This window comes from Rhizorhabdus sp. GW822-FHT03C02 (genome assembly GCF_058801765.1).
On record NZ_JBXANN010000021.1, the window covers coordinates 42,177 to 54,742 of the forward strand.

The 12,566-nt window shown below is 66.2% G+C and carries 14 protein-coding genes; 6 read left to right on the forward strand and 8 right to left on the reverse strand.

Annotated features, from left to right (window positions below; all coding sequences use genetic code 11):
* Positions 1–169 precede the first annotated feature (169 nt).
* From AC1RM6_RS29355 to AC1RM6_RS29365, 3 genes are read left to right on the forward strand one after another with little or no spacing between them, the layout of a single operon-like run.
* Complete coding sequence (locus tag AC1RM6_RS29355) at positions 170–1,759, forward strand: phospholipase D-like domain-containing protein (protein WP_493108026.1); 1,590 nt, start codon at positions 170–172, stop codon at positions 1,757–1,759.
* Between the two features lie 24 nt (positions 1,760–1,783).
* Entirely contained in the window at positions 1,784–3,094 is a 1,311-nt protein-coding gene (locus tag AC1RM6_RS29360) for a S8 family peptidase (protein ID WP_493108028.1), read from the forward strand.
* A 17-nt stretch (positions 3,095–3,111) separates the two neighbouring features.
* Positions 3,112–3,399 carry a hypothetical protein gene (locus tag AC1RM6_RS29365; protein ID WP_493108030.1) on the forward strand — a complete coding sequence of 96 codons (288 nt, stop codon included), beginning with the start codon at positions 3,112–3,114 and terminating at the stop codon, positions 3,397–3,399.
* Positions 3,400–3,486: 87 nt separating this feature from the next.
* Here the strand turns inward: AC1RM6_RS29365 and AC1RM6_RS29370 are convergent, their stop codons facing one another.
* Together AC1RM6_RS29370 and AC1RM6_RS29375 are read right to left on the reverse strand one after the other, a co-directional pair.
* The gene (locus AC1RM6_RS29370; RefSeq protein WP_493108032.1) at positions 3,487–4,146 is read right to left on the reverse strand and encodes a TetR/AcrR family transcriptional regulator; all 660 of its coding nucleotides are present in this window, start codon (positions 4,144–4,146) and stop codon (positions 3,487–3,489) included.
* Positions 4,143–4,583 carry a nuclear transport factor 2 family protein gene (locus AC1RM6_RS29375; protein WP_493108034.1) on the reverse strand — a complete coding sequence of 147 codons (441 nt, stop codon included), beginning with the start codon at positions 4,581–4,583 and terminating at the stop codon, positions 4,143–4,145. The genes AC1RM6_RS29370 and AC1RM6_RS29375 overlap by 4 nt, the downstream gene beginning before the upstream one ends.
* Before the next feature lie 294 nt (positions 4,584–4,877).
* Here AC1RM6_RS29375 and AC1RM6_RS29380 point away from each other — a divergent pair, with 294 nt between their 5' ends.
* A complete protein-coding gene (locus AC1RM6_RS29380; RefSeq protein WP_493108036.1) occupies positions 4,878–5,591 on the forward strand; it encodes a cistern family PEP-CTERM protein in 714 nt (237 codons plus the stop codon).
* Positions 5,592–5,919: 328 nt separating this feature from the next.
* Here AC1RM6_RS29380 and AC1RM6_RS29385 read toward each other — a convergent pair whose 3' ends face one another.
* From AC1RM6_RS29385 to AC1RM6_RS29405, 5 genes are all read right to left on the reverse strand, one after another.
* Entirely contained in the window at positions 5,920–6,480 is a 561-nt protein-coding gene (locus tag AC1RM6_RS29385) for a hypothetical protein (RefSeq protein WP_493108038.1), read from the reverse strand.
* Positions 6,481–6,635: 155 nt separating this feature from the next.
* The gene (gene pncB, locus AC1RM6_RS29390) at positions 6,636–7,940 is read right to left on the reverse strand and encodes a nicotinate phosphoribosyltransferase (protein ID WP_493108040.1); all 1,305 of its coding nucleotides are present in this window, start codon (positions 7,938–7,940) and stop codon (positions 6,636–6,638) included.
* Positions 7,941–7,957: 17 nt separating this feature from the next.
* Positions 7,958–8,851: a diacylglycerol kinase catalytic domain-containing protein gene (locus AC1RM6_RS29395; protein WP_493108042.1), complete on the reverse strand. Its 894-nt coding sequence runs from the start codon at positions 8,849–8,851 to the stop codon at positions 7,958–7,960.
* 7 nt (positions 8,852–8,858) lie between these two features.
* A complete protein-coding gene (locus AC1RM6_RS29400) occupies positions 8,859–9,860 on the reverse strand; it encodes an SPFH domain-containing protein (RefSeq protein WP_493108044.1) in 1,002 nt (333 codons plus the stop codon).
* Between the two features lie 27 nt (positions 9,861–9,887).
* Positions 9,888–10,613 carry an NUDIX hydrolase gene (locus tag AC1RM6_RS29405; RefSeq protein ID WP_493108046.1) on the reverse strand — a complete coding sequence of 242 codons (726 nt, stop codon included), beginning with the start codon at positions 10,611–10,613 and terminating at the stop codon, positions 9,888–9,890.
* An 82-nt stretch (positions 10,614–10,695) separates the two neighbouring features.
* Between AC1RM6_RS29405 and AC1RM6_RS29410 the strand changes: the two genes are divergently transcribed.
* Both AC1RM6_RS29410 and AC1RM6_RS29415 read left to right on the forward strand, forming a co-directional pair.
* Positions 10,696–11,289 carry a cysteine hydrolase family protein gene (locus tag AC1RM6_RS29410; RefSeq protein WP_493108048.1) on the forward strand — a complete coding sequence of 198 codons (594 nt, stop codon included), beginning with the start codon at positions 10,696–10,698 and terminating at the stop codon, positions 11,287–11,289.
* Positions 11,286–11,789: an HAD family hydrolase gene (locus AC1RM6_RS29415; protein ID WP_493108050.1), complete on the forward strand. Its 504-nt coding sequence runs from the start codon at positions 11,286–11,288 to the stop codon at positions 11,787–11,789. Before AC1RM6_RS29410 ends, AC1RM6_RS29415 begins: the two co-directional genes overlap by 4 nt.
* Before the next feature lie 118 nt (positions 11,790–11,907).
* Here AC1RM6_RS29415 and AC1RM6_RS29420 read toward each other — a convergent pair whose 3' ends face one another.
* Positions 11,908–12,468, reverse strand: coding sequence for a hypothetical protein (locus AC1RM6_RS29420; protein WP_493108052.1), 561 nt, complete (start codon positions 12,466–12,468; stop codon positions 11,908–11,910).
* Between the last annotated feature and the right edge of the window lie 98 nt (positions 12,469–12,566).

Below are 12,566 nucleotides of genomic sequence, written 5' to 3' on the forward strand. Positions count from 1 at the left end.
AATAAGTTCAAACGCATATTGTTAATATAAAATGGGGATGCTTTCGGTCGATTTGATCGCGCGTGTTTCGAATGTCATGGAAAAGAATTGGCTTGGCGATAGCATGCCGTTGCCTAACGGGGGCAGGTCGAATCCGTGACATTCGGAATGCGTGGGGAGGCGGGCTTTGATGCTCAGGCTGGATCAGGCAACCAGGGACCAAATTGCAGATGTCATCGCGACGCATCGCGACGCGCTCGAACAGATGCCTGGCTTCGTCGATGCCGAGCCGGGCTTCCGCATCGTCGGGGGGTGGGTTCGGCGCGAGCCCGCGATCATCCTCTATGTCGATCGCAAGCGGCCGGCCAGCGAACTGCTTCGCGAAGATATGGCGCCGCGTATGCTCGACGGATTTCGCGTCGACATCGTTACCGCCGATCCGCTTCGGCTGTTGGCGTATGACGGCGACGGCGCGGCACTCACCGCTGCTCTGTCGGACATGGCGCTTGCGGGGCTCACCTATGCGAAGAAGCCAGACAATCCCATCGACAGGCCCTTCCAGATCGATCGGCCGATCCTGTGCCATCTCGGCCCGGATGCGGGATGGCCCGTGCTCAAACGGTTCATCGAGGGCACGCGCGACACCCTCACCGCAGCGATGTACGATCTCAACGCCGCTTACATCGCCAAAACCCTGGTCGAGACGGTGCGCGACAATCTCGTCGATTTCGTGCTGACCTGGGATTCGGGAATGACCGGCGACGAGCCGGCGATCCGGGCGGATCTCAAGGCGAAGCTCGCGGGCCGTCTCGACGCGTGGCTGGTCAAGACCGGCGGCGGCTACCGTTTCGATTCGGCCTATCACGAGAAAGTCGCCGTCCAGGATTCGCGGTCCTTCTGGCTGTCGAGCGGCAATTGGTCGAAGCGCAGCCAGCCCGATATAGATCCGATCGCCGAACCTGCCGAAGCGCGCGGCATGTACGGCAAGGGCAACCGCGAATGGCATATCGTCGTCGATGACGAACCTCTGGCGAAGCTGTTCGAGGCCTATATCCGCTATGACCGGGATCAGTCGGAGGAAGAGGACAGCGCGCTGAGCGAATATGTACCGCTGGCGATGCCCGATCTGTTCGTTCCGATCGAGGTTCTCACCGGCGACGATGGGCTGGCTCTGGCGGCGGCGCAGCCGATCGCGCCGCAGCGGCTTCCGGACCATGGGCGACCTTTTCAGGTGCAGCCCTTGTTGTGTCCGGATAATTATATCGACCGGGTCGCGCCGCTGATAAAATCGGCTCGGCACAGCCTCTATCTGCAATATTCCTACATCACCTATTCGGAAGCGGCACGGGACGCGCCCTTTCGCGAGATGCTTGATCATATCGCTACGCTCAGCCACCGGCAGGATTTCGACCTGAGGATCATCGTCGGCAATAATTCGGCGCCCGAGAAGGTGCGCAAACTCGTCGAGGCGGGATATAATCAGGACCGCATTCGCGTGCAGAGCAATGTTCACAACAAGGGCATCATCGTCGATGGCGAGACGGTGCTGGTGAGCAGCGCGAACTGGTCGAGTGCCGGCACCCTGCGCAATCGCGATGCGGGGCTGGTGATGTACGAACCCCAGATCGCCCAATATTATCAGAAGGCGTTTCTCGACGACTGGGATCAGCGTGCGCGCAGCGATTTCGGCGACGACCGCCCGGTCGTTATCGCGCCGCCGCATGAATCGCCGCCGCCCGGCATGGTGCGCATGCGCTGGGCCGACTTCGTCCAGGATTGATCGGCGGTTTGGGGGGAGGGGGCCATGGACCGGATTCACGACCGCATCGCACGCGACGGGCATGCGCAGATCATCGTCGTGCTCAAGCCGACGATACGCAAGCGCGAAAAAGGGCGTTTCACCCTCGAATTGGGCGATACCCGCGATTTGCAGGCGGAGGCGGCCAAGAAGCTCGAGGGCCATTTCGGGCGATTCAAAGGCAGCCGCGAGGTGACGATAGCGCGCGAGATGCGCGAACAGCAGAAGCGCGAGGGAGCATCCGGCGCACCGGCCAAGGTTGTGGCGCCGTCGCCGCGTGCGAAATCGGTGCGCTATTTTCCCAATCTCGGCGTCCTGCTGGGAACAGTCGATATGGCCGGCCTCGCGGCGCTGGAGCAGCAGCGTGACATCGAGGTGCAGACGATCGCGCCGGCCACCGATGCGGGCTTGATCCGGCCGCAGCTCAGCGCGGCGCTGGCGGCGGAGGATCCCACCGGCATTTCCTGGGGCGTGAAGCGTATCAAGGCCGACGCGCTGTGGGACAAGGGCTTCACCGGCGCCGGCGTCACGATCGGTCATGTCGACACCGGCGTCGATGCACAGCACGCCGCCTTGGCGGCCGCGGTCGATGCGTTTGCCGAATTCGATCGGGTGGGGGAAATGGTGCCCGGTGCCGCGGCGCGCGACAGTGGGCGGCACGGCAGCCACACCGCGGGCATCATGGCCGGGCGCAAAACGCACAACTTCGAATTTGGCGTGGCGCCCGATGCGCTGCTGGCCAGCGCGATGGTGATCGAGGGCGGCGTCGTTGCAGCACGGCTGCTCGGCGGGTTGGACTGGTGCGTCGGCCAGGGCGTCAAGCTGATCAATATCTCGTTGGGTTTCAGGGGCTATGATCCGCAGTTCGAGGCGATCATCGGCATCCTGAGGCAGCGGGAAATCCTGCCGATCGTCGCGATCGGCAACGAAGGCCCGCTCACCAGCCGCTCGCCGGGAAATTATCGCAACGTCCTGTCGGTCGGTGCGATCGACGACGCCGACCAGATCTGGATAGACTCTTCGAGCGAGCGTTTTCCGCCGCCCGACGGTTATACCAAGCCGGATCTGCTGGGGCCGGGCGCGGAGATATGGTCGAGTGTGCCGGGGGGAGGATTGCTGGCCTTGTCGGGCACCTCGATGGCGACGCCGCATATCTCGGGGCTGGCCGCGTTGCTCTGGCAATATCGCCCTGATGCGACCATCGCCCAGATCGAGGCCGCGCTGATCAAATCGGCGAGCCGGCCGCCGGCCATTGCCTCGAACCGCGGGAGCCACGGAATTCCGGACGGGGTGCTTGCGTTGAACTATCTACCCTAGAGGCGTATATCGAGCCTATGGCCGCGAATATCGACCCGAAGCTGGAAAGCGAAATCGTGAAACGGAAAATGCAGGACGGCAACGTCCATGCGGCCTTCACGTTGAGCGGCACGGCGCTGTCGCCCGAGGCGACCGAACAGGTCGTCAAAGAGATCGTCGCGCGCGCATCGCGCGAGACCGCGCGATCGGCGGGCAAGGTCGTGGTGTTCAGGAATCTCCAGTCCTTCGCTATCGAGGCCCCGGCAGTGCTCGTCGAAAAGCTGACCGCGGAAGATGTCATCGGAACGGCTGCCCTCGGTAGCTGACCAGGTTGCCGGTGGGGCGCGGGCAATGATCGCGAGCGCTTCCGCATCCCATGCGCGATCTTGACGATGCGGATGGACCCCCGACATTCACCAGTCGGCGCGCGCCGACAGCAGCACATGCACCGTCCGCTCTGCCCAGGCCTGGCGGGCGGCGGCAGGGACGGCGCGGTTGGCGAGCATCACGTCGACATACCAGCCGCGCAGCATGAAGATGAACGCCTCGGCGACCCCGTCGGGATCGCGGCACGGCACCCCGTCGGCAGCGGCGCAGAGCCGGATGAAGTCGGAGATCTGGACGACGCCCATCCGGCTGCGTTCGGCCGCCGCCGCGCCCAGTTCGGGGAAGCGGCTGGATTCGCTGTAGATCAGCCGGTTGACCTCGAGCAGGTCGCCCTCGAGGCTGATCGCCAGCGTGCGTTCGGCATAGGCGATCAGCCCCGTTTCGAGATCGGGCCTGGCGGCGTCGGATCCGAGGGTGGCCGCGACCGACAGCCGCTCGATCTGCTGCTGGACGATCGCGCGGAACAGATCCTCCTTCGAGGCGAAGCGCGAATAGAGCGTCGTCTTGGAAATCCCCGCCGCCTTGACGATCCGCGCCATCGACGTGCCCCCATAGCCATGCGCCAGGAACTCGGCGAGCGCGATCGCCAGCAGCCGTTCCTCGATCACCGCGACATCCTCGAGCTTGGGGCGGCCCCGGCTTCGCCGGTCGGCCGACAGCGCGTCGGCGGGTTGCGGCGCGGTCATCGCGCGACGGTCCCGGCGATCAGGCTGCCGGGTGCGACCCACAGGGTGCGCGGTCGCCGCCAGCCGATCAGCCAGTCACCGCCGACCGAAACGAAGCGGTCGTCATAATAGCCGCTATGATCGATCCCGACCGCGCTGATCACCAGCCAGTAGGTCCGCACCTTCGCGGTCGTCGCCGAGGTCGGGTCGATCCGGCAGGTGGTGAGATGATGGCTGACGAAGCCGACCGTGCCGTCGCCCGGCTGCGGGATCACCGACGGCGCCGCCATCCACTGCCGGATCGCGTCGCGCCCGGCGATCGTCTCGTGCAGTTCGAGGATCCCGTCCTCGGCGAAGCAGGCGGCATAGTCGTCGGCCTTGCGCGCATCGCCGGCCTGGGTGCAGGCGGCGAGCGTCGCGCGAATGGCCTCGCGGGCGATGCGGTCGGCTTCGGTCATCGTCTCTCCTGTGCAATGTCCATTTCTTAAGCTTCGGTTCGTGGGAAGACAGGAAAAAATTGCGTGAGGGTGAGCGGGTCCCGGCGCTCGATGGCCGAGACATCCTTCGGTCGAGCGAACGGAATTTCGCTGATTTCCGATATTCTCTTCCTTGCCGGGAAAGCACAGGCCGGCAGGTTGTAAGAAATGGCGACAATTGTTTCATCGGCGTTTCGTGCTAAAATGGCGACCCTGTGGGGAGTTGACTGCGGGCCTGTCGCGCGGGACCACATTGCGTTGAATTGGGGACGTATCGTGAGCATCGTCAGGACCATCGCCGGCATCGCATCGAGCTTCGCGCTGATGGCGGGAACGGCCTATGCGGCGGTGACGCTGAGCAACTCCGCCCCGGGCGTCGCCTTCAACGTCGCCTATACCGGGCTGGTCGGCGGGGTGAGCACCGGCAACGTCACCGCGGCCGGCGCGTTCAATTTCACCGGCACGTCGAACAACGGACTCACCTGGAACTTCAACTATTCGCTGCTCAACAATTCGGTCTATGATTCGCGGATCAGTTCGTTCGCGCTCAACGCCAACCCGAATATCTCGCAGGTCTCGTCGACAGGCTATTTCGGCTATGCCTCGCAGAACGTCAATTATCCCGAGGGCATCGGCAATGTGGAGATCTGCTTCACCGCGGTCAGCAACGGGACCTGCACCGGCAACGGTGCCGGGCTGACCTCCAACCCCGACCAGACCGGCAACGGCACCTTCGCGCTGACCTTCGCGCAGGTGATGACCTCGCTCGAACTCGACAATTTCGCGGTGCGCTTCCAGTCGATCAATCCGACCGTCAACGGATCGAGTTCGGGGGTCGGCGTCGGATCGATCCTCGGCCTGAGCGGCCCGGTCTCGGCCGCGCCCGAACCCGCCACCTGGGCGATGCTGCTCCTCGGCTTCGGGCTGATCGGCCATATGCTGCGCCGCCAGGGCGGGCGGGTGCTTGGCGCGATGCCGCGGGCCTGCTGATTGCCCAGAACGTGCGCCGCCACACCATCCGCGACCTCGTCGGGCCCATGAGCGCCGATGTCGATGGGGCGGTGTTCAGTAGATCGGTGCTGGACGTTATCCTGGGACATGCCGCGACGCGTTCAGCGCGCCGGGCGCCGTCCGTTTGGCACCTTCGGCTGCCGGGGAGCGCTTGATGACCAGAACACCATCCTCGCACGACTCGGCGGCGCGATGTATGGCTGTTCAATCGCGATTGAACCCCTCGAATCTGTCCGTAGCCACTTTCAGCGATCGGTCGGAACGGATCCTCAAAGTGCCAACATAAGCGATGGCCGTTCGATTTCGATCATCGACGCGCTATGCCTCGCAGCCGGTCTCTCAGCCATGCTGGAAATCGCGAGATTGGCTGCGAGGCGCCCGGCGTCAAGCCAGGCTCAACCTTGGTTTCCCACCGTCGTCCGTTGGGATGCATCATGGCGGTGGAAGAGCCGAGCTTGCGGCCTTCGCCGTCGTGCATCGCGGCCAATCTCCCGACTTCGGCTTCCAGCATGGCTGAGAGACTCGGCCATCTATCCGCGACATCCCGACCGTCCAGCGAATGAACGAGGCGGACAGCGCCATCCTCCTGCATGACATAGCTGGCCTTTGCCGACCATCCTACGAGACCGCCTATGACCATTTCGGCTTCTCCAAGTCCGCGCGGGCGTTCGCACAGATTGCCATAATCGAGGCTTATCGGTTGCCCTGCTCCGGGGCCGACCGAACGATCTATCTGCCCGATAATTCCGAACAGGCTCATGTTCGCGAAGTGGAGACCATTTGCAACCGTGGCGATGAAGGTGAGGTATGGATTGTGTCGATAGGTGGAATCTCCTGTCCACCTATCTACAGCGGCGGTCGGCACCATGTCATATATCCGGGCAAGATAGGCATGCGGACCGACGTGCGGTGTCGCGCAAAAAAGCAAGCCGCCTGGTACCGCTTGCGCTTGATGTCGCAGATTGTTCGCTAGAAGTGCCAGGAGATCGTCTCTTGTCATGGTCGTGGCTATCCTAGCTATGTTCAGACCATCACCGGCGTCGGCGCCCGGTCGGCGTCGCCGAAGACCCGCAGGTAGCGGGAGATCTCGGCGGGTTCGCCGGTCGCCTTGGCAGGATTGTCGGACAGCTTGACCGCCGGGCGGCCGTTCGCGCTCGTCACCTTGCAGACCAGCGAGATCGGGTCGAGCGCGGCGCCGCCATCGGGGTCGCAGTCGCGGAAGTCGTTGGTCAGGTTGGTGCCCCAGCCGAAGCTCATCCGCACCCGGCCGTGGAAATGGCGGTAGCAGGCCTCGATCGCGTCGATGTCCATCCCGTCGGAGAAGATCAGCAGCTTGGTCTTCGGGTCGCGGCCCTGGTCCTGCCACCAGCGGATGATCTGCTCGCCGCCCTCGATCGGCGGCGCGCTGTCGGGACGGAAGCCGGTCCAGTCGGCGAGCCATTCGGGCGCCTCGCGCAGGAAGGCGGTGGTGCCGAAGGCGTCGGGCAGCGCGATCAGCAGATTGCCGTTATAATGCGCCTGCCATTCCTCGAGCACCTGATAGGGCGCGTGCGCCAGCGCGGCGTCGCCGTCGGCGAGCGCGGCGGCGACCATCGGCAGTTCATGGGCGTTGGTGCCGATCGCCTCGAGATCGGCGTCCATCGCCAGCAGCACGTTCGAGGTCCCGATGAAGCGGTCGCCGAGCCCCTCCTTCAGCGCCTCGACGCACCAGCGCTGCCACAGGAAACCGTGCCGCCGCCGCGTCCCGAAATCGGAGATGACGAGGTCGGGCAACTCGCGCAGCCGCTCGACCTTCTGCCACAGCCGCGCCTTGGCGCGGGCGTAGAGCACGTCGAGCGCGAACTTGCCGCGGTCGCGCATCGCCGCGCGCGATTTGAGCTCGTTGATGATCGCGAGCGCCGGGATCTCCCACATCGTCGTGTGGGTCCAGGGGCCGTCGAAATGCAGCTCATACTGGCCGTCGGCCTTGCGCAGCTCGTAGGGCGGCAGGCGGAAATCGGCGAGCCAGGCGATGAAGTCGGGGCTGAACATCTGCGCCTTGCCGTAGAAGCTGTTGCCCGCCAGCCAGATCAGCTCCTTCTTGGTGAAGCGGACGGTGCTGGCATGGTCGAGCTGGGCGCGCAGCTCGGCCTCGTCGATGATGTCGGCGAGGCGCACGCTCTTCGTGCGGTTGATCAGCGAGAAGGTCGCGTCGACGTCCGGGTGCACATGGCGGATCATCTGCAGCATCAGCAGCTTGTAGAAATCGGTGTCGAGCAGGCTGCGGACGATCGGATCGAGCCGGAAGCTGTGATCATAGGTGCGGGTCGCGATGTCGGTGAAAGCCATGATATAGGGTCCTGCGATCAGGCGGTGACGAGATGGAGGGCGCGCGGGGCGGCGGACAGCCGGGCGGTGCGGCCCCAGTCGAAAGCGATATGATCCTGTTCGATGCCGTCGGCGAAGATCACCCCGCCGTCGTTCATCCGCGAGGTGACGGTCAGCGGCGCCTCGACGATCCGGCCGGCGCGCAGCCGGGTCGCGGTGGCGACGCTGGGGAAGGGCTCGCGAACCCAGTAACCGACCGCGCGTTCCTCGCGGCCGAGGCCGAGGTCGAGCCCGGTGGCCTCGGCGATCGAGCGCGCCCAGCCGGTGGCGCCGGTGCCCGAGGCGACGATCAGCCCGCTCGAGCTCTGGTCCTCGGCGTCGTCGCGGTCGGCGATCCGGTAGCGCGCCGACTGGTGGCTGCGATGGCCGACGAAGATCTCGTTGAGCGCGGTCATCGTCTCGCCGCCGTCGAGCTCGGCCTGGACCATCGTCCGCCGCTCGACCGGCGCCGCGCCGGCGGCGCTCGCGGGCAGCAATGTCGCGAGGCGCTCGACCGTCAGCCGCACCAGCACCCCGTCATAGAGATCGGGTGCCGGATTGACCCCGAGCACCGGCTGGGCATCGAGATATTTGGCGACATTGGCGACCAGCCCGTCCTGGCCGACCGGCACCACCAGATCCTCGGGGGCGAACAGGAAACGGTCGAGGTCGGCGCGGCGGACCAGCGCCTGGCGCCATTCGCCGGGCACCGCGGCCCGCGCCGCGGCGAGCACCGCCTGGAAGCGGGCATGGCGCGCCTCGACATCCTCGATCCTCTGCCCGCGGGTCTCGAGGAAGAAGCGCGCCTGGTCGCGGGTGGCATGGCGCGCGACCAGCAGCTCGTAATCGGTCTCGCGGGTCACGAACACGACGCGGGGGGTGAGCGCGGCCATGATCGCCTCAGCGCAGCTCGGTCAGGGCGGGGGAGGCGGGGGAGGAGGCCGGGGCGCGGAACGCGCCGAGCACCGAGGCGAGCAGGTCGGGGGTGATATTGACGTGCTCGATCGTCTCGAGCTTGCCGGCCAGTTGCTGCGCGGCCAGCGCCATCAGCACCGCCGGCGGCACGTCGCGATAGACCGCGATATGCTGGGCCTCGGCCGCGGCCTTCGCACCTTCGATCAGGCGGATGCGCTCGGCCTCGGCGCCGGCTTCGACCCCGCGCGCCTCGGCGAGGCCGGTGGCGCGGTTGCGGGCATTGTCGGCCTCCTCGGCGATCAGCTCCTTCTCGCGCCGCGCCAGTTCGGTCTTCGTCGCCAGCTCGTTCTCGGCGATCGCGCGCTCCTTCTCGACCGCGAGCGCGCGCCGCTCGAAGGTCGCCTCGTCGGCCTTTTGCTGAAGCGCCTCGAAGGTCGGGGTCTGCAGCGCGCGTTCGAGCTCGCTGCTCGGCGCGACATTGGTCAGCCGCACCGCGACCGCGGCGACCCCGATCGCGGCGAGGGTCGGGTCGGCGGCGAGCAGCGTCTCGAGCCGGGCGCGCAGCGGCTCGGGGCCGGCGTCGAGCAGCGCGCGCACCGGTGCCTGCGCCAGATATTGCAGCGCCGCCTGGTTGGCGATGCCGGCGATCCGCGCCTCGATCCGTTCGATCGGTTCGTTCTGCGGCTTGCCGGTCGCCAGCGCGATCGCGAAATCGACCCGGCTGGCGAGAAGTTCGGGATCGACGACATGCCAGCCGATCGTCCCCTGCGCCGAGACCGCCTGGAAATCCTGGCTGCGGCCCTTGATGAACAGGGTCATCTCGCGATCGTCCATCGGCACCTCGGCGATGCTCGCGGTCTCGGGCCGGAACCAGAAGACGAGGCCGCGGCCCGACTGCTTCACCTGGCCATTGCGGGTGCGGATGACATGGTTGCTCGCCTCGCTCTTCAACTGGGCGAAGAAGCCGAAATTGCGAATGCTGGCCATGATATAGCCTCCTTGGGATCGGTGGGGTCAGAGCGGCCGCTGGAAGCGGAAAAGCTCGGCGGGGCGGTACGAGGTATCGGTCTCGCGTTCGCCGGTCGGGGTGATCCAGCCTCTGTCGAGCATGCGCCGGCGAAAGGCGGGCTTGTTGAGCGCCGTGCCGAGGATCGCCTCATGGACGTCCTGGAGCTGGCGCAGGGTGAAACGCTCGGGCAGCAGCGCGAAGCCGACGTCCGAATAGTCGATCTTGCCGCGCAGCCGCCGCATCGCCATCGCGAGAATGTCGTCATGGTCGAAGGCGAGGTCGAGCGCGGTGCCGTCGGTGGTGCGCGCGACGATCGGGCCGCCGCCTTCGCCCTGCCACGGCACCTCGATCAGCGCCGGGGTGAGTCCCGGCATCCCCGCCAGCGCCGCGGCGAAGGCGGGCGCGTCGAGCAACGCGAGATAGGCGATGGTGATGATCCGGGTGCGCGGATCGCGGTCGATCGCGCCGAAGCTGTAGAGCTGTTCGAGATGCGCGGCCTTCATGCCGACCTTCTCGGCCAGCACCCGCGCCGCCGCGGCGTCGAGCGACTCGTCGATGCCGACGAACCCGCCCGGCAGCGCCCAGCGGCCCTCGTGCGGAGGACGATCGCGCCGGAGCAGCAGCACCGCCGGCCGCCCCTCCCAGACCCGCATCAGCACCAGGTCGACCGTCACCGACGGCCGCGCATAAGCGCCGGGGTCATAGTTTTCGAGATAGTCGGCGTCGGTCATCGCTGCACCTTATATGCAAGATGCGCTTTACTTATGTGCAGTTTGGATATATGTCAAGCGGCACGAACCAAGGAGCAGGCCGATGCAACGCATCATCATCGCGGTCGACACCCAATATGATTTCATCGCGGCCGACGGCGCGCTCAGCGTGGCCGGCGCCGAGGCGCTCGCCGCACCGATGCGCGACTGGCTCAAGGCGCTCGATCCGGCGGAGACCGCGGGGGTGCTGTTCACCTTCGACACCCATCTTCCCGAGGTCTATGCGGGCTCGGCTGAGGCCGAGACCTTCCCGATCCACTGCGTGCGCGACACCCCCGGCTGGGCGAACATGCTCGACGTCGCGCTGGTCGATCGGGCGATCCCCGCCTGGCGGATCGAAAAGGGGGTGTTCGACATGTGGGCCGAGCCCGGCCTTACGATTGAGGACGCCCGCGATCCGGCGGCGCCGCGCATCGACCGCGACCTTTTCTTCGCCGACCTCAAGGCGCGCGGGATAAGCGAGGCGGTCGTGATCGGGGTGGCCGCGGACTATTGCGTCCGCTGGGCGATCGACGGCCTGCTCGACCGCGGCTTCGCGGTGACGGTGCCGGCCGGGCTGACCCGCGGGATCGCGCGGCAGATCGAGACGGTCGCGGCGGAGGATTTCGGGGGGAAGGCTGTGAGTGTGGCGCGATGAGCGACCAAATCGACGTCGCGCTCAAAGCGGTGGAGACGCCCATTGGCGTGGTGACGATCCACATCAGCGGCGGATCGTCCGTGGTGATGGACGTCATCGAAGCTGTGACGCCAGAACTCCCCGAGGGCATGGTCGTTGACGGGGTCATCCTCGTTCGCATCGGCATCGAAGCTCCCGTGATCCGCGAACGTCCGTTACGCCTGAGCATCGTCACCGATCTGCCGGGTCACGCCGAGACCGGGCAGGGCCTGGAGAGTATGCGGTTTACAAGCCCGGAAGGCGTCTTGCAGGTGGCGGTGCACGATGACGAATGGCTCGGCGACAATGGTTTCTCCGCCGAGTGCGTCCGATACGGACGCAGTGGGTTCGATCAAATCATCACGGGAGCCCGCGCCGGTAGCGAGCGCTATGTCAGCCTGGCCTGGCGCATGGCGGGCAAGGATATGTCTCCTGCAGACGATTCGACGTGGTTTGCGGCGGACCTTGCATTGCCGGGCTGATGCTGGTCGACGGGAACGCCGGAACGGTGGCAGCGTTGTTTTCAGCGATGTTCCGCGGTTTTGCGCTGCTTGAGCGCGGCAAAGTCGAACCGCTCGGGTTGGATTTCGGCACGATCGCTCAGCCGAGCCGGTCGAACAGCCTTCCTGCGCGCAGGTCGAGCCAGTCGCTGGTCGACATGCTTTGTCCGGCGGCGGATGTCGGTTCTTCGACCGGCTCGCGATTTGCTGCCGCACCCATCGGAGGCTGGCCGGCTGGTTTCACCCGCCACGGGGTGCGGGGTGCGGATCGGGCGTCGGCGCCCTGTTCGGGTTCGAGGTCGCTGTTCGCCTTGAAGGTGGCGAGCGGCAGGCGGGCGATGTCGGAGAGGAACAGCGGCAGCATCTCGCGCCGATCGTCGCCGGTGGCAGCGGCGGCGACCTCGGTGTCGGACGAGCCGTCGCTATAGGTGATCACCGTCGTCCGCACCCCGCCGGCGACCGAGACGTTGCGCGCGGCTTCGGTCTTCGGTGCGCCGTCGGTGGGTGCCATTGCGGTCAGCGGGTCGGCGGCGAACGCCTGGGCGGCGAGCAGCGCGGCGGCGAATTCGAGTGCGATCGGGCCTGCCCTGGGGATCGCGCGGGTGGCGAGGTCGAAGCCGGTCGCCAGCCCCAGTTCCGCATTGATCGCCCCGACGGACATGGCCGTTCCCCCTTGCCTATCGGGTAACGGCGCGGGGGCGGGGGCTTTAGGGGGGCTGTTCCTCCAAATTAAGCCCCTCCCCAACGGGGAGGGGTTTG